A 19,619-nucleotide genomic window follows, 5' to 3' on the forward strand; every position below is an offset into this window, starting at 1 on the left:
GCATGCCTGAAGGGAACGCTGACATCATCAGACTGAACGGCGCCGAAAAACATTTCGGCGCCGTTCGCGCGCTGGGCGGGGTCGATTTTCATGTCGGGCCTGGCGAGTGCGTCGGTCTGGTCGGCCACAATGGCGCCGGCAAATCGACGCTGATGCACATGGTGGCGGGGACGATGGCGCCCGACAGCGGCAAGATCGGCGTGCATGGCGGCATCGAGGAAAACTACTCGGTGTCGCGTGCGCAAAAGCTCGGCATACGCTGCGTGTTCCAGGAACTGTCACTGTGCCCCAATCTCAGCGTCGCCGAGAACACGCGCATCAACCATGCCTCGCTCTCCGGCTTCGGCTGGCGGCGCAAGGCGGCCGCGCTGATCACCGCCAAGCTGGACGAGATCTTCCCGGACCATGGCATCTCGGCCTGGGATATTGTCGGCGACCTCTCGATCGGTCGGCGCCAGATGGTCGAGGTGGCGCGCGCCTTCACGGTCACGCAGGACCGGCTCGACCTCGTCATCCTCGACGAGCCGACATCGTCGCTCGACGCGCATACATCAGGCCAGTTGCTGGCCTTCGTGCGCCGCTTCGTCGCCGGCGGCAAGAGCTGCATCCTGATCTCGCATGTGTTGGGCGAGGTGCTGAAAAACGCCGACCGCATCGTGGTGATGCGCGACGGCAAGGTGGTGGCGTCGGATGCGGCTGATATCTTCGACCGCGACCGGCTGGTGACGGTGATGGGCGGAGCGGAAGCACGCCGCAAGATCGCGGCGCAAGCCGCTGCCGCGAAGCCTGGGGCGGGTCCGCTGCGGGTGCGGGCACGGCCCGCCGCGCAGCAGGATGGCGCCGACCTTGAGGCGCGGGCCGGCGAGATCATCGGCCTTGCCGGATTGGCCGGTCATGGCCAGACCGACCTGCTGCTGGCGATCTTCAGCGGAGCCTCGCGTGCCAGGACAGGGATCGAGGTGACCGCCCCAGTGGCGCTTGTCGCGGGCGACCGTCAGTCGGACGGCATCTTCCCGCAATGGTCGATCGCGCAAAACATCGGCATCCGCTCGCTGGCGCGCCTGCGCAAGGGGTTGTTGATCTCGCCACAGCGCGAGGCTGAACTTGCCGAGGTCTGGCAGAAGAGGATCGGCATCCGCACGCCAGACATGAACAACAACATCTTCTCGCTGTCGGGCGGCAACCAGCAGAAGGCATTGTTTGCCCGCGCGCTCGGCTCCGATGCCCAGATCGTGCTGATGGACGACCCGATGCGCGGCGTCGACATCGGCACCAAGCTCGAAGTGTACGACCTCGTGCGCGAGGAGGCTGGCCGTGGCCGCACCTTCCTCTGGTACACGACCGAAACCGAAGAGCTCGACAATTGCGACCATGTCTATGTCTTCAAGAACGGTCGCATCGTCGCCAACCTTACGCGCGACGAACTGACGGAGGAGAAGATCATCCAGTCCTCGTTCGGCGATGCGGCCTGAGATGACGGCAGCATCCATCGACAATGGCTTCAAAGGGGCGGCGGCGCGCAATGCGGCGGCGCGTGCCCGCCTGCTGCGTGGCTTGCTGCCGGCGCTGTCGCTGGCGCTGGTGCTGCTCGCCATTGCCTGGCTCAATCCACGTGCGATCAGCTATTTCGGCTTCAGCCTGATGCTGAACCTGGCGATCCCGATCGCGCTGGCGACGATCGCGCAGATGTTCGTCATATCAGGCAATGAGCTCGACCTGTCGATCGGCACCTTCGTCGGGTTCGTCGGCTGTGTCACCGCGACCTGGCTGAAGGACGCGCCGCTCATCGGCGTCGCCATCCTGCTCGGCTCGATCGGCATCTATGCGCTGCTCGGCGCGCTGATCCATCTGCGCAATCTGCCGTCGATCGTGGTGACGCTCGGCATGAGCTTCGTCTGGCAGGGATTGGCCATTCTCGTCCTGCCCAAGCCCGGCGGCAAGGCGCCGGACTGGCTGCTGGCGATCATGTCGTTCAAGCCGCCATTCATTCCCTTCCCGATCATCGCGGCGCTGCTGATCGGTCTCATTGTCCATTTTGGCCTGATGCGCACCTCCTATGGCGCGATCCTGCGCGGTTCCGGCGGCAATCCGGCAGCGCTTCGACGTGCCGGCTGGTCGTTGCTTAAAACCAAGGTCATGCTGTTCGCGATGGCCGGCCTGTTCGGCGTGCTGTCCGGCATGGCGCTGATCGGCATCACCACTTCGGCCGACGCCAATATCGGCAATGGCTACACGCTGCTGGCGATCGCCGGCGTCATCCTCGGCGGCGGCGAATTCGTCGGCGGCCGGGTGTCGCCGATCGGCGCGGTGATCGGCGCGCTGACACTGGCGCTGGCGGCCTCGCCGCTGCTCACCTTCATGCACATTCCACCCGACTGGCAGGTGGCCGCCAACGGCGCCATCCTGATCATCGTGCTGGCGGCGCGGGTGCTGATCAGCCGCAGGGAGAGGTGAGCGATGGCATTGGTGAAATCGCTGGCCGCCAAACCCTGGATCTGGTCGTTCGTCGGCGCGCTTGTCGTGTGGCTGGCGACGATCGCCTTCACCGGCGGCTATGGCGCCGGCGGCATGGTGACGGCGGCGCTCTCGCTCGCCGTTTTCACCGTCATCGTCGGCGTCGGCCAGATGTTCGTCATCACGCTCGGGCCCGGCAATGTCGACCTGTCGCTGCCGGCCAATATCGGGCTCGCCAGCGCCGTTGCCATGAAGGTGATGGCCGGCAGCGATTCCATGATACTGGTCGGGCTGCTTGCCGCGCTCGCCTGCGGCGCGGCGATCGGCGCGGTCAACTACCTGCTGATCTGGGCGCTGCGCATTCCGCCGATCATCGCCACCTTGTCGGCGAGCTTCATCATCCAGTCGATCGACATCAGCTATGGGCGCGGGCTGCAGATCAAGCCGCCGCCCGGCTTCGCCGATTTCACCAATTGGCAGATCCTGGGCATTCCCGTGCTGGCGATCCTGACCGTGCTGTTCACCATCGGGGCGGCCATCGCCTTGCAGCGCATGATCTATGGCCGCTCGGTGCTGGCGATCGGCCAGAACATCCGCGCCGCGTGGCTCGCCGGCGTCAATGTCGGCCGCATCCGCTTCCTCACCTATACGCTGTCTGGGGCGCTCGGCGGCATCGACGGTGCGCTGCTCGCCGGTTATTTCCGTGGCGCCAATGTCGATATCGGCAATGAATACCTGCTGGCCTCGATCGCCGTGGTGGTCATCGGCGGCACGTCGGTCGCGGGCGGCAAGGCCAATGTGCCTGGTGTGTGGGGCGCGGCGCTGTTTCTGGTGTTGCTACTCACCATGCTCAACACGTTCGGCGTCAGCGCCGGCGTGCGGCTGCTGCTGACGGGGCTCATCATCGTCGGGGTGATTACGGCTGCTGGTGGCGAGAAGGCAGTGCGCTGAGTCGTCCCGTTACGCACTGCCCTCGAGGTGCCGCGCCAGCATCAGCCTCAGCTCCTCCAGCACGCCATCGCGCAACCGCTTTTCGCCGACCAGCGCCAGCGGGATGCGCATCAGCTGCGGCACGATGACGGCGAGCCGCTCGGCCTGGCCGGCTGGAAGCGGTGGCTCGGCTTGCGCGAACAGCGCAGCGATCTGGTCGCGCCGGCGTGCCCGCATCTTGCGGCGCCAGCCATCGTCGCCGGGCAGGTCGAGCAAGGCGGAATAGACCGGGTGCGTGGCGACGAAACGGCCCAGCACCTCGAACAGTGCGTCGGCGATCGCTGCCGGCGCCAAGCCCCTGGCCTGTTCCTGCAAGGCGTCAAGCTGAGTGGACAGGGTTTCCGCGTTCTCGGCCAGAATGGCCTGCGCCAACGCTTCCTTGGTCGGGAAGAAAAGGTAGAGCGTGCCGATGGCGGCACCGGCGCGGGCGGCGATCTCGGTCATCGTCGTGGCGTCGAAACCCTTCTCAACGAACAGCGCCGCCGCGCTCGCCATGAGTGCCGCGACCCGTTCGCGCCCTCTTTTTTGCTGCGGTGCACGCGGATTCGTCGCCGACACTCTTGCTTTTTCCGAGGCCATCCTCATATTTCCAAACCTGAGACTATCCTCATATATAGCGCTGACGGCAACCGCGCCAGCACCGTTGGACGTTACCATCATGAATACCGCCGCAGACAGAAGCCCGCAGAGCCACAAATGGATGGTCCTGAGCAACACCACGCTCGGCATGCTGGCCGCCGCCATCAATGGCTCGATCCTGCTGATCAGCCTGCCGGCGGTATTCCGCGGTATCGGCCTCAAGGCGCTCGATCCCGGCAATATCAATTATCTGCTCTGGGCGATCATCGGCTACATGATCGCCACCGCGGTGCTGGTCGTCGCCTTCGGCCGGCTCGGCGACCAGTTCGGCCGGGCGAAAATGTACAATCTCGGTTTTGCCGTCTTCACCGCCGCCTCGATCGCGCTCAGCCTGCTGCCGGGACAAGGCGATTTCGCCGCGATGTACCTGATATCCGTGCGCATCATCCAGGGCATTGGCGGCGCGCTGATCATGGCCAACTCCACGGCGCTGCTCACCGATGCCTTTCCTGAAAACGAGCGCGGCTTCGCGCTCGGCATCAATGTCGTGGCGGCGATTGGCGGCCAGTTCGTCGGACTTCTGATCGGTGGCCTGCTTGCCGATACCGACTGGCGTCTGGTGTTCTGGATCAACGTGCCGTTCGGCCTCGTCGGCACGGTCTGGGCCTATCTCAAGCTGCACGACGCGCCGAACCGCTCCACCCACACGATCGACTGGCTCGGCAATATCAGCTTCGGCCTCGGCCTCGTGCTCATTCTCACCGCCATCACCTACGGGCTGCAGCCCTATGGCGACCAGGTGATGGCGTGGACCAGCCCGAAAGTGCTTGTTCTGTTTGCCATAGGCTTCGTCTCGCTGATCGCCTTCGTCTTCATCGAGCAGCGCGTCGCCAAGCCGATGCTGGACCTGAAACTGTTCCGCATCCCCGGCTTCGCCTATGGCAACATAGCCAATCTCGCCTCGGGCATAGCGCGCGGCGGGTTGCAATTCATGCTCATCGTCTGGCTGCAAGGCATCTGGCTGCCGCTGCATGGCTATTCCTTCGAGGAGACACCGCTGTGGTCGGCGATCTTCATGCTGCCGCTGACGGTCGGCTTCCTTATCGCCGGGCCGGTCTCGGGCTATTTCTCAGACCGGGTCGGCGGCGTGCCGTTCGCGGTCGGCGGCATGGTCGTGGGCGCCGCAAGCTTCGTGGCGCTGATGGCGCTGCCGGCCGATTTCTCCTACACGGCGTTCGCCGCGCTGCTGTTCCTCAACGGTCTCGGCTCCGGCCTGTTCGTGGCGCCGAACTCGACGCAGATCATGAATTCGGTGCCGGCGCGCGAACGCGGCCAGGCCTCCGGCATGCGCGCCACCACCACCAATGCCGGCCAGGTGCTGTCGATCGGCCTGTTCTTCAGCCTGATGATCGTCGGCCTCGCCGCCAGCCTGCCGCAGAGCATGGAGGCCGGCCTGCTGGCACAGCATGTGCCTGAAGCGGTCGCTCACCAGATCGCCAACATGCCGCCGGTCGCCAGCCTGTTCGCAGCCTTCCTCGGCTACAATCCGATGGGCGAACTGATCCCGGCCAATGTGCTGCACGCGCTGCCGCAGCAGAGCATCGACACGCTGACCGGCCACGTCTTCTTCCCTGAGTTGATGTCGGGGCCGTTCAAGCATGGCCTGGTCTTCGCCTTCACCTTCTCGGCCATTCTCTACCTTGTAGCGGCTTTCGCCTCCTGGCGTGGCGGGCGCACCATCGATACCGCGATGCCGGAGATGCTGGCGGCGGAGGGTGCCGGCCGGCGCTGATCCAAACGGTAAACATTGTGCCAGGCAGGCATCTGGTTCCCATCCGCGCCATAGCCCTGTAAATCCCGATCGCGGCTAGGCCGCTTACCATTGCTGGGAGGTTTGTGTGTCCGATTTCGTGAAGGTCAGCCGGGACGGCGACGTTGCCGTCGTCATCATCGACAATCCACCGGTCAACGCGCTGAGTTTTCATGTCCGCGAACCGCTGATGCACGCGCTGGTTTCCTTGCGCGATGATGTTTCGGTCGCGGCCATCGTGATTGCCTGCGCTGGACGGACCTTCGTTGCCGGCGCCGACATCACGGAATTCGGCAAGCCGGTGCAACAGCCCGATCTGCGCGCTCTGATCGTCACGCTTGAGACCATCGCCAAGCCTACGGTCGCCGCCATCCATGGCACCGCGCTCGGCGGCGGCCTGGAATTGGCGCTTGGCTGCCATTTCCGCATTGCCGATACCGGCGCCAGGCTCGGCCTTCCCGAGGTGAAGCTTGGGCTATTGCCGGGCGGCGGTGGCACCGTGCGGCTGCCGCGCCTCGTCGGCGCGGTGAAGGCGCTGAAGATGATCGTTTCGGGCACGCCGATCGGTGCGGCCGAGGCGCATGCCGCCGGTCTCGTGGACGCCGTCTTCGAAGGCGATCTGACCACGCATGCCGTGAACTTCGCCCGGGAAATCGCTCGCAAGGGTGGCCCCTTCACGCTGGTGCGTGACCGCGATGACGGGCTCAAGGAAACCGACCTCAGGGCTTTCGATGCCGAGGCCGCCGACCTCGCCAGGAAAGCGCGCGGGCTGGAAGCGCCGATCGCTTGTGCGCAAGCGGTGCGCAATGCCGTCACGCTGCCCTTCGACGAGGCGCTGGCGGCGGAGCGCGCGCTGTTCGTGACGCTTGTCGGCAGCGACCAGTCGCGCGCCCAGCGTCATCTGTTCTTCGCCGAGCGCGAGGCGGCAAAACTTCCCGGCAAGGACACGCCCAAGCGCAGGATTGCCCGGGTCGGCGTCATCGGCGCCGGCACGATGGGCGGCGGCATCGCCATGGCCTTCGCCAATGGCGGCTATCCCGTGACCTTGCTGGAAACCAGCGGGGAGGCGTTGCAACGCGGGCTGGGCACGATCGAGAAGAACTATGCGGTCTCCGTTTCGCGCGGTTCCCTGACCGAAGACGCCAAGCGTCAGCGGCTCGCCCAGTTCAAGGGCTCGACCGATTATGCCGATCTCGCCGAGTGCGACCTGATCATCGAGGCGGTGTTCGAGGACATGGCGGTCAAGAAGGAGGTTTTCGGCAAGCTGGATGCCGTCGCCAGGCCGGGCGCCATCCTTGCCACCAACACCTCCTATCTCGACATCAATGAGATCGCCGGCTCGATCCCGCGGCCGCAGGATGTACTCGGCCTGCATTTCTTCTCGCCGGCCAATGTCATGAAACTGCTGGAGATCGTTCGCGCCGAAAAGACCGCGCCGGATGCGCTGGCGACCGTCGTTGATCTGGCGCGGCGGATCGGCAAGGTGGCTGTCGTCGTCGGTGTCTGCCACGGTTTCGTCGGCAATCGAATGCTGGCCGCGCGCGGCTCGGAATCGGAAGCGCTGCTGCTGGAGGGCGCGACACCCAGCCAGATCGACAAGGCCTTCACCGATTTCGGCTGGCCGATGGGGCCGTTCCAGATGGGCGATCTCGCCGGGCTCGACATTGGCTGGCGCAATCGCAAGGCGCGCGGCCTGACTGCCGTCATCGCCGACACGCTGTGCGAGCAGGGGCGCTTCGGCCAGAAGACCGGCCGTGGTTTCTACCTCTACGAGGCCGGCGCTCGGGCCGGCGTTCCCGATCCCGAGGTGGAGGCGCTGATCCGCGTCAAGGCGGCCGAGCGGGGCATTGAGCCGCGCGCCATCGGCGCCGAGGAGATCATCGAGCGCACGCTCTATCCCATGATCAATGAGGGGGCGAAGATCCTCGAAGAAAAGATCGCGGCCCGCGCCTCGGACATCGACGTCGTCTGGGTCAATGGCTACGGTTTTCCCATCGGCAAGGGTGGTCCGATGTTCTGGGCCGGCCTCGAAGGCGGAGCCAGGATTGTCGAGCGGCTCGAGCATTGGTCCCGGCAGACCGGCAAGGACGTGTTCAAGCCAGCCCCACTGCTGAAGCGGATGGCCGAGACCGGTTCCTGGGAGACCGACGCGACAGCCTGATCAGATGACTGCTCAGGGCTGTGGCGGTTATCGAATCCGCGCGTCGATGATCTCGACGAAGCGGGCGAACAGGCCGGCCTGCGACTTGATCTTGAGCTTGCGGTAGATGTTGCGGCGGTGGACCTTCACGGTCCCCGGCACGATGCGCATGGCTCTGGCGATCGATTCCGTCGAGTGGCCCTGCAGCACCAGGTCGACCACATGCTTTTCGCGCGGCGTCAGCGACAGGCTCTTCCAGATATGGGCACGGTCGAACTCGTTGACCGCGGCGATCGTCTCATCTTGTCTGGCTTCAGCCGGCTCGTCGGCGGGAAGGGCAGGCCAGCGCGACCTGATGAAGCTGATCACGGCCGGTGCCATGTCGCGCAGCAGCCTGGCGTCCGCGGTGCCGAACGGGCCCGAAGCGCGCAGCCGCATCAGCGACAGCACAAGCGCGTCCTTGCCCGGCAGCGGCACGAAGAAGCCGACCTCCTCGGCCAGCCTGGTCTGGCTGTAATAGGAGCGAAAATACTCGCTGGCGTAGAAGCGGTCCGGCGCCAGTTCGCGCATGCGCCAGAACCCTTCCTTGCGCTCGACCGCGGCGTGGTGGAATGGATCGAGCAGATAGGGCCCTTCCTGGTAGAGCGCGACGAAGACATGGCTTTCGGCCGGCGAGAAGGTTTCGAACAGCAATGGCGGGCGCGAGGCGCCGCGATAACCGAAGACCACGCAATGGTCGAAGCTGACATGCTGGCGCAGCCAATCGACCATCGCCTTGCCGAACAGGTCGCCGCTCGTCTCCCGCGTCGCCGCGACGAGGGCGGCGAGCCGGCTGTATTCGTCGCTGCGGGACGCACCCAATCCCTACCCCCTTAAACAAGAAAATAGATCAGATATACCACCTGCGAGGTATATACTAGTCGCCATTGGCTCTGGTAGCGTTCTGGAATAGCCCTGTTGCTGGAGCCCGCAGCCTTTGACCGCAGTGCCCGACATCGAGTTTCGCGGCGTCACCAAGCGCTATGGCGCGGTGACCGCGGTCAGCGGCATCGATCTCTCTGTCCCGCCCTCCGCCTTTGTCGCCCTGCTCGGCCCGTCCGGCTGCGGCAAGACGACGTGCCTGCGCATGATCGGCGGGTTCGAACAGCCGAGCGAAGGCCAGGTGTTCATCCGCGGCCAGGACATGGCCGGCACGCCGCCCTACCGGCGGCCGGTCAACATGGTGTTCCAGCAATACGCGCTGTTTCCGCATCTGGATGTCGAGGACAACGTCGCCTACGGGCTGCGCCAGGCACGGCCGCGCCTGTCGTCCCACGAGATTGGCCAGCGGTCCGGCGAAGCGCTCGAAATGGTGCGGCTTGCCGGTTATGGCGGCCGCAAGATTCACGAACTGTCGGGCGGCCAGCAGCAGCGCGTCGCGCTGGCGCGTGCGCTGGTCAACAAGCCGGCGGTGCTGTTGCTCGACGAGCCGCTGGCCGCGCTCGACAAGAAGCTGCGCACCGACATGCAGATCGAACTGCAGAACCTGCAGCGCGAGATCGGCATCACCTTCGTGCTGGTCACCCACGACCAGGAGGAAGCGCTGTCGATGAGCGATTTCGTCTGCGTCATGAATGGCGGGCGCATCGTCCAGCTCGGCCAGCCGAGCGAAATCTACGACGAACCGGCCGATCTGTTCGTCGCCGATTTCGTCGGCAAGACCAATCTTTTGAGCGGCAAGGTCACCGGGCATTCAGGCGATCTGGTTGATGTGGCGCTGGCCGACGGCACCGTCATAGCGGCGCGCAAGCGGACCGCCTTGCGGCAAGGCGAGACCGTTTCGGTCAGCCTGCGCCCGGAATCACTCAGCCTCGGCGCTCCGCAAAGCGGCCCGCTCAAGGGCATCGTGCGCAACCGCATCTTCCTGGGCTCGACCGCGGAATACGCGATCGAGGTCCAGGGCATCGGAACGCTGCTGGCCAAGGCCGACCATCTGATCGGCCAAGGCAATCTCTTCAAGCCGGGCGAACCCGTCGCCATCGGCTATGCCGCCGGAACGCCGTTGGCGTTTCCGGAAACCAAGAACAACGGGACCAACCAGAGGGTAAACCAAAATGTCGAAATCATATCGTGACGGACTGCCGATAAGCCCTGAAAACTTCGTCGACCAACTGATGCGCCTCAAGCGCGGCTCGATCGGCCGCCGCGACTTCCTGGGCCTTACCGGCCTTGGCATCGCGACGGCGGTGATGGCGCGCGAGATCGGCATCATGCCGACGCCGGCTTTTGCCGCTGAGAACCTCGGCGACCGCATGTCGATCGCCACCTGGCCCAACTACCATGATCCGCAGACCTTCGAGAACTTCAAGAAGGACACCGGCGTCGCCGTCGAGGTCAACGTATTCGGCTCCAATGAGGAGATGCTGGCCAAGCTGCAGGCCGGCGCCTCGGGCTGGAGCCTGTTCGTGCCGACCAATTACACGATCTCGACCTACAAGAAGCTCGGCATCATCGAGCCGCTCGACATGGCGAAGCTGCCGAATTTCGACGGCACGCAGGAAGACCCGCGTTTCACCTCGGAAGGCACGATCGACAAGGTGATCTACGCCGTGCCGAAGAACTGGGGCACGACAGGTTTCGCCGTCAACACCAAGAAGCTGACCAAGCCGATGACAAGCTGGAAGGAGTTCTGGGATACGGCCATGGCCGAGGGCGACGGCCGCACCATGGTGCACGACTACCAGCTGACCACGATCGGCAACGCGCTGAAATACTATGGCTACTCGTTCAACTCGCTCAAGCAGGACGAACTCGCCAAGGCCGAGGAGCTGCTGCTGAAGGTCAAGCCGCATCTGTTCGCGGTCTCGTCCGACTATCAGCCGGGCATGCGCGCGGGCGACGCCTGGATGACCATGTGCTGGACCAATGACGGCGCGCAGCTGCATCGCGACATTCCCGAGATCGCCTATGTGCTCGGCAAGGAGGGCGGCGAGATCTGGACCGACTTCTACGCCATCCCGAAGGACGCGCCGAACAAGCCGGCTGGCTATGCACTGCTCAACTATCTGATGAACCCGCAGGTCGCCGTGAAGGAGCACCTTGCCAACGGCGCGCCCTCGACCGACGCTCGCGTCAACAAGCTGCTGCCCAAGGAAGTGCTCGACAATCCGATCCTCTATCCGGCGGCCGACCTGTTGACGCCGCTGGAGTTCGGCGCCGCGGCAACGCTGACCGATCCGGGCCGCGCCGAGCTGATGGCGCGCTTCAAGTCGGCCTGAGCGCCGGCCTGACGCGGACAATTGACCGGCGGGCGCATGCCCGCCGGCATCGGGGCGGTTTCAAATGCACGGCAACAGATTTCGTCATAATTTCCTGACCGCCTTGCTGCTTGCCCCGGCAACGGCGTGGCTGGTGGTGTTCCTGGTGCTGCCGTTCATCGCCATTGCCGTCTTCAGCGTCGGCGAGCGGGCACCGGAAGGCGGCTATCAGGCCGCCTTCACCTTCGCGCAGTATGCCAACCTTCCGGCGCGGGCGACGGCCTTCTGGAACACGATGGTGCTGGCGCCGGTTGGCGCGCTGGCCTGTCTGCTCGTCGCCTATCCGGTTGCTTATTATCTCGCCTTGCGGGCGCCGCAACGCTGGCGGCTGATCCTGCTGGCGCTCGTCGTCATTCCGTTCTGGACCAGCCTTTTGATGCGGACCTATGCCTGGATGTACATTCTGGGCGGACGCGGTATCCCGGCGCTGCTCGCTTTTGTCGGCATCGAGGATGTCAGGCTGATCAACACGCCGGGCGCCGTGCTGCTCGGCATCGTCTACGGCTATCTGCCGCTCATGATCCTGCCGATCTATGTCAGTCTCGAGCGGCTCGACCGAAGGCTCTTGGAAGCATCCGCCGATCTCGGCGCGACGCCGCTGTCGACCTTCCTCGGCGTGACCCTGAAACTCTCGCTGCCGGGCGTGATGACCGGCTTCTCGCTGGTGATGATCCTGCTGCTCGGCGAATACCTGATCCCGACGCTGCTCGGTGGCGGCAAGGTGTTCTTCATCGGCAATGCGCTGGTCGACCTGTTCCTGCAGTCGCGCAACTGGCCGTTCGGATCGGCCATCGCCATCACGCTGGTGCTGGTTTCGGTGGTTGTGCTGATCGTGGCCAACCGCATCTCGACCCGCGTCTCGGGCGCTCGCCGTGTGGACCTGATCTGATGCGCGCCTTCGTCACCGCCGTCTTTGCGTTCCTCTATCTGCCGATCGCACTGGTCGTGCTGTTCTCGTTCAATGCCGGTCGCCATGCCAGCGAGTTCACCGGTTTTTCGGTGCAGTGGTACGGCACGGCGCTGTCCAATCCGTTCCTGGTCGAGGCTCTGAAGAACAGCCTGTTCATCGCCACCACCAGCGCGCTTCTGGCAGCGGTGTGCGGCACGGCGGCGGCACTCGGCCTGGCGCGGGTCGGGGTCAGAACCCGGGCTGTCTTCGACGCGCTGCTGGGTGCCGCGATCGTGGTTCCCGGCGTCGTCATCGGCATCTCGACGCTGGTCGCGCTCGTCCAGCTGTTCGCCGTCGTCAATCCGTTCCTGGCCTCGATCTGGCCTGGTGACCAGCCGCCCAAACTGTCGCTTGGTTATGGATCAATCATCGCCGCGCACGGCCTGTTCTCGATGGCGCTGGTGACGATGATCGTCGGCACGCGGCTCGGCAGCCTCGACCGCAATCTCGTCGAGGCCTCCAGCGATCTCTACGCCACGCCGCTGACGACGTTCCGCTCGATCGTGCTGCCGCAGATCATGCCGGCGGTGGTCGCCGGCTTCCTGCTCGCCTTCACCTTCTCCTTCGACGATTTCATCGTCGCCTTCTTCGTCGCCGGCGCGCAGACGACGCTGCCGATCTATGTGTTCGCCTCGATCCGGCGCGGTGTGACGCCGGAAATCAACGCCATCGCGACGATCGTGCTCGTCGCTTCCGTGCTGCTCGTGGTGCTTGCCCAGTGGCAGTTGCGCCAGCGCAAGCCGTCCAACTGAAAGCCGTATCATGATCCTCAAAGACCGCATCGCCGTGGTGACAGGCGCGGGTTCCGGCATCGGCCGCGCCGGCGCCATGATCATGGCCAGGGAAGGCGCAATGGTCGTCATCGCCGACAGGGACCAGGCGGGCGGCGAGGCGACAGCTTCGGATATCCGCGCGGCGGGCGGCAGTGCCGAGGCAATTGCCGCCGACGTTTCGGATGACGCCGATGTCGAGCAGCTCCTTGCCGGCACGCTCCAAAAGCATGGGCGCATCGACATCCTGCACAATCACGCCGGCATCCAGGTCGGCGGCACGCTGACCGAGGTCGGGACCGACGGCATGGATGCCTCGTGGCGGGTCAATGTGCGGGCGCAATTCCTGGCGGCGAGGATCGTCATGCCGTCGATGATCGCGCAAGGCGGCGGCGTCATCCTCAACACCGCCTCGAATTCGGGTGTCTTCTACGACCGCGAGATGATCGCCTACGCGACGTCGAAGCATGCGGTGGTGGCGATGACGCGGCAAATGTCGCTCGACTATGCCCGCCACAATGTGCGCGTCAACGCGCTCTGCCCGGGCTGGGTCGACACGCCGTTCAACGAGCCGTTCATCGCCCAGATGGGCGGACGCGAGGCGATCGAGACCTATGTCCGCACCAAGATCCCGATGGGCCGCTGGGCGAGTGCCGAGGAGATTGCCGAGGCGATCCTGTTCCTCGTCTCCGACCGGTCATCCTTCATGACCGGCCAGGCGCTGGTGATCGACGGCGGCGAAAGCATCGGCTGATCCCTGATTTTGCGCAATTTCCCAGGGAAAGCGCCAAGCGCTTTTCCCGGGAAAACCGCTACACACTTTTCCTGGAATTGCTCCGAGCTGTTTCCGCCGTCAGCCAGTCCGCGAAGGTCGTCATCGCCTGCGAATTCTGCCGCCTGCGTCTTGCCGACAGCCAGTAGCGGCCGACATCGACCGTGCTGCCGAAGGGTTGCACCAACTGGCCGCAACCAAACTCCCGGCTGAACATCGAGACCGGCAGCAGCGCGACGCCGGCGCCCTGGACGGCGGCGTTGGCCATGGTGACGGAGGAATCGAAGACGATGCCCTTGATCGGCGGGCAATGGCGCCCCGCCGCCTCGAACCAGCGCAGCCACTCGTCCTCCCGGTAGGAGCAGAGCAGCGTTTCGCGGGCGAGATCGGAGGGGTCTCGCAGGCGCGCGGCTATGTCGGGCGCACAAGCAGGCGAGAACGAACCCGACATCAGCGGCGTGTTGTCCGTCCCTTGCCAGGAGCCGTCGCCGAAGCGGATGGCGAAGTCGAGGCCGTCGGCGGCGAGGTTGACCCGGTTGTTGTTGGTCGAGATGCGCAATTCGATGTCCGGATAGGCCTGGTGGAACAGCGGTAATCGCGGGATCAGCCAGCCCGAGGCGAAGGTGCCGACGACGCCGACGGTGACGATATCGTGGAAGCGGCCGCCCTCGAAACGGTCGAGCGTGATGCTGATCCTGTTGAAGGCGTCGCTCAGCACCGGCAGCAAGGCTTCGCCTTCATCGCTTAAAGTCAGCCCGTGCGGCAGCCGGCGGAAGAGCCGGACGCCAAGCACCTCTTCAAGGCCCTTGACCTGATGGCTGATGGCAGCCTGGGTGACGCGCAGTTCGAGGCCGGCGCCGGTGAAGCTGAGATGCCGTGCGGCGGCCTCGAAGGCGCGCAGGCCGTTCAGCGGAAGATGCGATCGCTTCATCGGGTGCAGCCCTAATTTTTCTTATGGCGGAGGCGACGTTTACTCGTTTGCGATGGCGTCGGATCCGGTCCAGTTCTGCGGCGCGGGGCAACAGAGAGTGTGGACATGACGAGCAGACGCAGTTTCATTGGTGGTCTCGCAGTGGTTCTGACGGCCCCCATCACGCTTGGCGCGGTGGCGAAGGCGTCAACAAGCCCGACAAAATTTGATGGGGTCTTGCCGAAAATAAGGCGGATCGAAGCGAAAAGCGGCGGTCGGCTTGGTGTGGGCTGCCGGATCGCAGGAACGCCGGTTCAGTTCGGTTATCGCGAGAACGAGCTGTTTCCGATGTGCAGCACCTTCAAGACGCTTGCCGCGGCGTTCATCCTGCATCGTGTCGACGGCGGCATCGAGCAGCTCGACCGCAGCATACAGGTGCCGCATAACGCCGTCGTCGCGAACTCGCCAACGACCAAGAACCATGCTGGCGGCGCAATGACGGTGGCGCAGCTTTGCGAGGCCGCGGTGACGGTCAGTGACAATGGTGCGGCCAACCTGCTGCTGGCCTCCTTTGGCGGACCGCCGCAACTGACCGCCTATCTGCGTTCGATCGGCGACACGGTGACCAGGCTCGACCGGATCGAGCCGGCGCTGAACGAATCCGTGCCGGGCGACCCCCGCGATACGACCTCGCCGCTGGCCATGATCGAGGACTACGAGCGTCTCACTCTCGGCGACAGCCTGTCGCAAAAGAGCCGGGCGCAGCTCGTAAACTGGCTGGTCGCCAACAAGACAGGTGACGACCGCATCAGGGCAGGACTGCCGAAAGGCTGGAAATGCGGCGACAAGACTGGCACCGGCGAACACGGCAGCACCAATGACGCGGCGGTCATCTGGCCGATGTCAGGCAATCCGGTCCTGATGTCGGTCTATCTGACCGGTACCAAGCAGAGCCTGGCCAACCGCAATGCGACGATTGCCTCGGTCTCGCGCGCCTTGGTGGAAGCAATCGAGGCATGAGTCGTCGGAGCAGCGCGGCTGTGCCGCGCCGCATTTCTCACACATGCTTGCGGCCGCCGGTCTCGCGGAACCAGCTGTCCGGGTAGGGATACCACCAGCCCTGGATTTCTGGCTTGTGGTCGATGATGACCATCTTGGAACGGCGGAAGGCGTCGAGCCCTTGCCGCCCGAGCTCGCGGCCAAGGCCTGAGGCCTTCCAGCCGCCGAAGGGCAAGGCGTCATTGTCGATCAGCGGGTTGTTGACCCAGACCATGCCGGCTTCGAGCCGCTCGGCCGCCTCATGCGCCTCGGCGAGGTCCGTCGTGAACACCGAGGCGCCGAGCCCGAACGGGCTGTCATTGGCGAGCCGGATCGCCTCGTCGAAATCCTTCACCCGGCAGATGGCGGCGACCGGCCCGAAACATTCCTCGCGCACGATCGCCATGTCCGGGGTGACGCCGGTCAGGATCGTCGGTTCGTAGAACCAGCCGGTGTTGTGCGCCGGCGGGATGCGCCCGCCGGTGACGGCCTTCGCTCCGTGCGCAATGGCGTCATCGACCAGCCGCATCACCTTGGCCCGCGCGCTTTCGCTGACCAGCGGCCCGATCTCGGTCTTGTCCATGCCGTTGCCGATACGCAGCGCTCGTGTCCTTTCGGCGAACAATTCGACAAAGCGGTCATGCACGGCATCGACGACGAAGAAGCGCTCGGCCGAGGTGCAGACCTGGCCGGTGAGGTGGAAGGCGGCGGTGACACTGCCGGCGGCCGCGACCTCCAGTGGCGCGTGTTCGCTGATGATCAGCGGATCGCTGCCGCCCGCCTCGATGACGCAAGGCTTCATGCGCTCGGCGCAGGCCACCGCGACCGCCTTGCCGGCGGCGACCGAGCCGGTGAAGGCGACCGCATGGGTGCGATCGGAAGTGATCAGTGCCTGCGCCGTGGCCGCGCCGCCCGGCAGGCAGGAGACAAGGCCTTCCGGCAGCGAGCGGAACACGGCCATGTAGTCCAGCGTCGACAGCGTCGTCGCCTCGGCCGGCTTGATGACGCAGGCATTGCCTGATGCAAGCGAGGCGGCCACCGTCCAGCACATCAGCAGGATCGGAAAATTGTAGGGCATGATGTGGACGGAGACGCCATAGGGCTCGTAGCGCGCATACTGAAAGGAGCCGGCCTGCGTCGTGCCAGCGACCTTGCCGGCGTCGTCGCGCGCCATCTCGGCATAGTAGCGGAAGATCGGCGCGCAATTGGCGATTTCGCCGATGGCTTCGGGATAGGGCTTGCCCATCTCGCGCACCATCAGTTCGGCGCAGCGCGTGAAGTCCGCCGCCTCGATGGCGTTGGCGACGGCATGCAGCTGTTTCGCCCTGCTCTTGGCGTCGAGCTTCTTCCAGGCAAGTTGCGCCAAGGTCGCCGCTGTGAGCACGGCGTCTATCTCGCCGTCGCTGGCTGCGGTTATCGCACCGACGGTTTCTAGCGTCGCGGGATCGATCACCGGTTTTGTTGTGCCGGCCATCGAACGGTAGTCCGGATTGACGAAGAAGGTCGGCCGATCGGGCGAGAAATGCATTCTGTGCTCCTTGAAGACTGATCGAGAAGGCTCAGCGGATCATGTAGACCTTCTTGATCGTCTCATGGACGGTGCAGACGCCCTTCCAGTCCTGCGGAAAGAAGGCCGCCGTGTCGGGCTCGATCTCGATCACTTCGCCGGATTCATGGACATAGGTGCAGCGGCCTTCGAGGAAGTGGCAGAATTCGTCGCGGGTAACGTGGCAGTGCCATTTGCCCGGCGTGCAGACCCACAGCCCACATTCGGAGCGGCCTTCCGGCCCCTTGTAGAGCAGCTTGCCAGAAGTATGGGACACACCCTCGATCATGGTCGGGATGATGCCCCAGTCGACGAGGTCGGTGATGGCCAAGGGGGATTGCATGATGGGCGTGGTCATATCGATTTCCTTGAAATGGGGCTCACCGGCACATGAAGGCCTTGGCCAACGTTTGCGTGATGATGGAGATGCCGGTCCAGCCGGCGGGGAAGAAGACGAGCGTGCCGGCCTCGACCGGAATCTCTTCGCCGTTCTCGTGGACATAGCTGCCGTGGCCGGACAGGAAGTGGCAGAACTCGTCGGCGGCGAAGGTGACCTTGCGGGTGCCCGGCGTGCAGGACCACAGGCCGCATTCGCTCGATCCGTCCGGGTTCCGCGACAGGATCTTGCCGGAGGCGCGCGGGGCGCCGGCAAGCGTGTTGCTGCCCGCGCCCCAGTCGTCCAGTTCCACGGTTGAGGCCTTTGGCCAGTGCGGTGTCGGCATATCAGTTCCTCGGTCAGGCCAGCATGTAGACGTTGCGCATGGTCTCATGCACCGTGCATTCGCCCGTCCAGCCGGCGGGGAACATGACCACGGTCCCGGCCGACACTTCTATCACTTCACCGACATCCGACCGGTAGGTCGCGCGGCCGGCGACGAAATGGCACAATTCATCGCGCGGGATCGAGAGCCGCCAGCGGCCTGGCGTGCACACCCAGATACCGGATTCCGGCTGGTTGTTCGGCCCTTTGTGCACCAGCCTGCCGGTGGAATGCGAGGCGCCTTCCAGTGCATCGGGCTGGGCGCCCCAGTCGACGAGGTCGGCGCGGGTGGAGGCCTGGTGGAGGTGTGGGGCCGAAGAGGTCATAGCAGTGCCTCCAGCAACCCAGCCGCCTTTTCCGGCCCATTCTGCGCGTGCATCTGTGCCGATGTCTTCGCCAGCTTCGTCTTCATCCTGGGATCGGTCAGGCTGGTCTCGATCTTCGCGATCAGCTCGGCATCGGTCCAGTCGTAGCGCGGCATGCCGAAGCCGTGGCCGGTTTCCTCGACCCTGGTGGCGTTGTCGTGGCCGTCCCAGACATAGGGCATGATGATGGCCGGCTTGCCGAAATAGAGGCACTCGGTGAACGAGTTGTTGCCGCCATGGTGGATGACCGCATCGACCTGCGGGATGACCGAAGGCTGCGGAAACCAGCTCTCGACAATGACGTTGCCGGGTAGGTCCGTGTACTGGTCCTTGTAGCCACCGACATTGACCAGAGCGCGGTAGCGCGTCTTGCCCAGCGTCGCGATGATACGCTTCAGCAAATCGACATCGCCGGCCCCGAGGCTGCCGAAGGAGACATAGAGCAGCGGGCCATCATTGTTCTTCGCGAAGGTCGGCACCGCATAAGGCTTCTCTTGCCGCACGCAGCCCTCGAGATACTGGAATTGTCGGGGGTCGAGCGGATGGCGGCGCTTGAATTTCGCTGCCTCGGGATAGAGCAGCAGGTTCAGATAGGGCGACGCCTCGAAGAACTGGCCGACCGGATAGGGCGCTTCGTTGTTGGCGGTGAGAAAGGCATTGAAGTCGTCATGGATCGGCTTGATCACCGCGTTGAAATGGTCGCGGTAGCGCTGGTGCCCGGCATGGTCGTTCTCGCCGCAGCCGGAGAGATGCGGCGGGATATCCTCGTCCTCGATCTCGTTTTCCGAGCAGGAGATGACGCGCACCCACGGCTTGCCGAACTGTTTTATGGCCGGGAACAGGATGACGTTGTCGACGCAGATCACGTCGGGCTTGATGGCGGCCAGCACGCGCGGCAGATCCTTTTGCGCCCATTTGGCGCTATCGACGATCGCGGTCCAGCAATCCTTGACGTAATTGTCGACCTGGTCGTAGGGCGACTTGCGGAAATTCGGGATGTGGCCGTTGATGAAATCTTCCCAGAATTTCGCCATCTGCTCGGGCGGCATCGGTTCGGACAGGTTCACCGGATGCGCCTCGAAACCGTAACTCCTGTAGACCTCGACAAAGCCGGGGTCCGACAGGAACACAGCCTTGTGGCCGCGCGCCTCGATGGCTTGCGCGATACCGACGGAATTGAGCGCCGGGCCGTAGGCGGCTTCAGGGAAAAAGGCGATCGTCTTCTGGGCCATCAGGCTGC

General features: G+C 64.6%; 19 protein-coding genes. 11 read left to right on the forward strand and 8 right to left on the reverse strand.

From position 1 onward, the window contains the following. The first annotated feature begins 2 nt into the window (after nt 1–2). Genes MesoLj_RS05955 through MesoLj_RS05965 form a run of 3 tightly spaced genes read left to right on the forward strand, consistent with a single transcriptional unit; the run spans nt 3 to nt 3,405 of the window. On the forward strand, nt 3–1,472 hold the full coding sequence (locus MesoLj_RS05955) for a sugar ABC transporter ATP-binding protein (protein ID WP_202325402.1): 1,470 nt from the start codon (nt 3–5) through the stop codon (nt 1,470–1,472). Nucleotide 1,473: 1 nt separating this feature from the next. Next, complete coding sequence (locus tag MesoLj_RS05960; protein ID WP_202325403.1) at nt 1,474–2,454, forward strand: ABC transporter permease; 981 nt, start codon at nt 1,474–1,476, stop codon at nt 2,452–2,454. 3 nt (nt 2,455–2,457) lie between these two features. After that, entirely contained in the window at nt 2,458–3,405 is a 948-nt protein-coding gene (locus MesoLj_RS05965; RefSeq protein ID WP_172347953.1) for an ABC transporter permease, read from the forward strand. 9 nt (nt 3,406–3,414) lie between these two features. Here the strand turns inward: MesoLj_RS05965 and MesoLj_RS05970 are convergent, their stop codons facing one another. After that, nucleotides 3,415–4,023 carry a TetR/AcrR family transcriptional regulator gene (locus MesoLj_RS05970; protein WP_202325404.1) on the reverse strand — a complete coding sequence of 203 codons (609 nt, stop codon included), beginning with the start codon at nt 4,021–4,023 and terminating at the stop codon, nt 3,415–3,417. Between the two features lie 79 nt (nt 4,024–4,102). On the opposite strand from MesoLj_RS05970, the gene MesoLj_RS05975 reads away from it, so the two are divergent. Together MesoLj_RS05975 and MesoLj_RS05980 are read left to right on the forward strand one after the other, a co-directional pair. Further along, on the forward strand, nt 4,103–5,815 hold the full coding sequence (locus MesoLj_RS05975; RefSeq protein WP_202325405.1) for an MFS transporter: 1,713 nt from the start codon (nt 4,103–4,105) through the stop codon (nt 5,813–5,815). A 106-nt stretch (nt 5,816–5,921) separates the two neighbouring features. After that, entirely contained in the window at nt 5,922–7,994 is a 2,073-nt protein-coding gene (locus MesoLj_RS05980; RefSeq protein WP_202325406.1) for a 3-hydroxyacyl-CoA dehydrogenase NAD-binding domain-containing protein, read from the forward strand. Between the two features lie 27 nt (nt 7,995–8,021). Here the strand turns inward: MesoLj_RS05980 and MesoLj_RS05985 are convergent, their stop codons facing one another. Then, the gene (locus tag MesoLj_RS05985; RefSeq protein WP_202325407.1) at nt 8,022–8,834 is read right to left on the reverse strand and encodes a helix-turn-helix transcriptional regulator; all 813 of its coding nucleotides are present in this window, start codon (nt 8,832–8,834) and stop codon (nt 8,022–8,024) included. A 115-nt stretch (nt 8,835–8,949) separates the two neighbouring features. On the opposite strand from MesoLj_RS05985, the gene MesoLj_RS05990 reads away from it, so the two are divergent. The 5 genes from MesoLj_RS05990 to MesoLj_RS06010 all read left to right on the forward strand — a co-directional run bounded on the left by MesoLj_RS05990 (nt 8,950) and on the right by MesoLj_RS06010 (nt 13,742). Continuing rightward, nucleotides 8,950–10,086: an ABC transporter ATP-binding protein gene (locus MesoLj_RS05990; protein WP_202325408.1), complete on the forward strand. Its 1,137-nt coding sequence runs from the start codon at nt 8,950–8,952 to the stop codon at nt 10,084–10,086. Then, nucleotides 10,067–11,230 carry an ABC transporter substrate-binding protein gene (locus MesoLj_RS05995; protein ID WP_140776014.1) on the forward strand — a complete coding sequence of 388 codons (1,164 nt, stop codon included), beginning with the start codon at nt 10,067–10,069 and terminating at the stop codon, nt 11,228–11,230. The genes MesoLj_RS05990 and MesoLj_RS05995 overlap by 20 nt, the downstream gene beginning before the upstream one ends. Nucleotides 11,231–11,294: 64 nt before the next feature. Beyond that, on the forward strand, nt 11,295–12,158 hold the full coding sequence (locus MesoLj_RS06000; protein WP_056574830.1) for an ABC transporter permease: 864 nt from the start codon (nt 11,295–11,297) through the stop codon (nt 12,156–12,158). Then, complete coding sequence (locus MesoLj_RS06005; RefSeq protein WP_095202770.1) at nt 12,158–12,970, forward strand: ABC transporter permease; 813 nt, start codon at nt 12,158–12,160, stop codon at nt 12,968–12,970. Before MesoLj_RS06000 ends, MesoLj_RS06005 begins: the two co-directional genes overlap by 1 nt. Nucleotides 12,971–12,980: 10 nt before the next feature. Next, on the forward strand, nt 12,981–13,742 hold the full coding sequence (locus MesoLj_RS06010; protein ID WP_140776011.1) for an SDR family NAD(P)-dependent oxidoreductase: 762 nt from the start codon (nt 12,981–12,983) through the stop codon (nt 13,740–13,742). 58 nt (nt 13,743–13,800) lie between these two features. Here the strand turns inward: MesoLj_RS06010 and MesoLj_RS06015 are convergent, their stop codons facing one another. Then, nucleotides 13,801–14,691, reverse strand: a complete 891-nt coding sequence (locus MesoLj_RS06015) for a LysR family transcriptional regulator (protein ID WP_140776010.1) — start codon at nt 14,689–14,691, stop codon at nt 13,801–13,803. A 105-nt stretch (nt 14,692–14,796) separates the two neighbouring features. Here MesoLj_RS06015 and bla point away from each other — a divergent pair, with 105 nt between their 5' ends. Further along, entirely contained in the window at nt 14,797–15,690 is an 894-nt protein-coding gene (gene bla / locus MesoLj_RS06020; protein WP_244735298.1) for a class A beta-lactamase, read from the forward strand. 37 nt (nt 15,691–15,727) lie between these two features. On the opposite strand, the gene MesoLj_RS06025 is transcribed toward bla, so the two are convergent. Genes MesoLj_RS06025 through MesoLj_RS06045 form a run of 5 tightly spaced genes read right to left on the reverse strand, consistent with a single transcriptional unit; the run spans nt 15,728 to nt 19,611 of the window. After that, nucleotides 15,728–17,236 (reverse strand): aldehyde dehydrogenase family protein, encoded by a 1,509-nt coding sequence (locus tag MesoLj_RS06025; protein ID WP_202325410.1) that lies wholly within the window; start codon nt 17,234–17,236, stop codon nt 15,728–15,730. 31 nt (nt 17,237–17,267) lie between these two features. Further along, nucleotides 17,268–17,612: a cupin domain-containing protein gene (locus MesoLj_RS06030; protein WP_202325411.1), complete on the reverse strand. Its 345-nt coding sequence runs from the start codon at nt 17,610–17,612 to the stop codon at nt 17,268–17,270. Nucleotides 17,613–17,634: 22 nt separating this feature from the next. Continuing rightward, nucleotides 17,635–17,976 (reverse strand): cupin domain-containing protein, encoded by a 342-nt coding sequence (locus tag MesoLj_RS06035; protein ID WP_202325412.1) that lies wholly within the window; start codon nt 17,974–17,976, stop codon nt 17,635–17,637. 13 nt (nt 17,977–17,989) lie between these two features. Continuing rightward, entirely contained in the window at nt 17,990–18,340 is a 351-nt protein-coding gene (locus MesoLj_RS06040) for a cupin domain-containing protein (protein WP_202325413.1), read from the reverse strand. Continuing rightward, a complete protein-coding gene (locus MesoLj_RS06045) occupies nt 18,337–19,611 on the reverse strand; it encodes a glycosyltransferase (RefSeq protein WP_202325414.1) in 1,275 nt (424 codons plus the stop codon). Before MesoLj_RS06045 ends, MesoLj_RS06040 begins: the two co-directional genes overlap by 4 nt. Between the last annotated feature and the right edge of the window lie 8 nt (nt 19,612–19,619).

Source organism: Mesorhizobium sp. 113-3-9, from assembly GCF_016756515.1.
Lineage (GTDB): Bacteria > Pseudomonadota > Alphaproteobacteria > Rhizobiales > Rhizobiaceae > Mesorhizobium.

Coding starts and splice junctions, on each gene's coding strand:
- MesoLj_RS06025 (WP_202325410.1), bottom strand. CDS start 17,236: ATGCATTTCTCGCCCGATCGGCCGACCTTCTTCGTCAATCCGGACTAC.
- bla (WP_244735298.1), top strand. CDS start 14,797: ATGACGAGCAGACGCAGTTTCATTGGTGGTCTCGCAGTGGTTCTGACG.
- MesoLj_RS05965 (WP_172347953.1), top strand. CDS start 2,458: ATGGCATTGGTGAAATCGCTGGCCGCCAAACCCTGGATCTGGTCGTTC.
- MesoLj_RS06015 (WP_140776010.1), bottom strand. CDS start 14,691: ATGAAGCGATCGCATCTTCCGCTGAACGGCCTGCGCGCCTTCGAGGCC.
- MesoLj_RS05975 (WP_202325405.1), top strand. CDS start 4,103: ATGAATACCGCCGCAGACAGAAGCCCGCAGAGCCACAAATGGATGGTC.
- MesoLj_RS06005 (WP_095202770.1), top strand. CDS start 12,158: ATGCGCGCCTTCGTCACCGCCGTCTTTGCGTTCCTCTATCTGCCGATC.
- MesoLj_RS05995 (WP_140776014.1), top strand. CDS start 10,067: ATGTCGAAATCATATCGTGACGGACTGCCGATAAGCCCTGAAAACTTC.
- MesoLj_RS05955 (WP_202325402.1), top strand. CDS start 3: ATGCCTGAAGGGAACGCTGACATCATCAGACTGAACGGCGCCGAAAAA.
- MesoLj_RS06035 (WP_202325412.1), bottom strand. CDS start 17,976: ATGCCGACACCGCACTGGCCAAAGGCCTCAACCGTGGAACTGGACGAC.
- MesoLj_RS06040 (WP_202325413.1), bottom strand. CDS start 18,340: ATGACCTCTTCGGCCCCACACCTCCACCAGGCCTCCACCCGCGCCGAC.
- MesoLj_RS06030 (WP_202325411.1), bottom strand. CDS start 17,612: ATGACCACGCCCATCATGCAATCCCCCTTGGCCATCACCGACCTCGTC.
- MesoLj_RS06010 (WP_140776011.1), top strand. CDS start 12,981: ATGATCCTCAAAGACCGCATCGCCGTGGTGACAGGCGCGGGTTCCGGC.
- MesoLj_RS06000 (WP_056574830.1), top strand. CDS start 11,295: ATGCACGGCAACAGATTTCGTCATAATTTCCTGACCGCCTTGCTGCTT.
- MesoLj_RS06045 (WP_202325414.1), bottom strand. CDS start 19,611: ATGGCCCAGAAGACGATCGCCTTTTTCCCTGAAGCCGCCTACGGCCCG.
- MesoLj_RS05960 (WP_202325403.1), top strand. CDS start 1,474: ATGACGGCAGCATCCATCGACAATGGCTTCAAAGGGGCGGCGGCGCGC.
- MesoLj_RS05970 (WP_202325404.1), bottom strand. CDS start 4,023: ATGGCCTCGGAAAAAGCAAGAGTGTCGGCGACGAATCCGCGTGCACCG.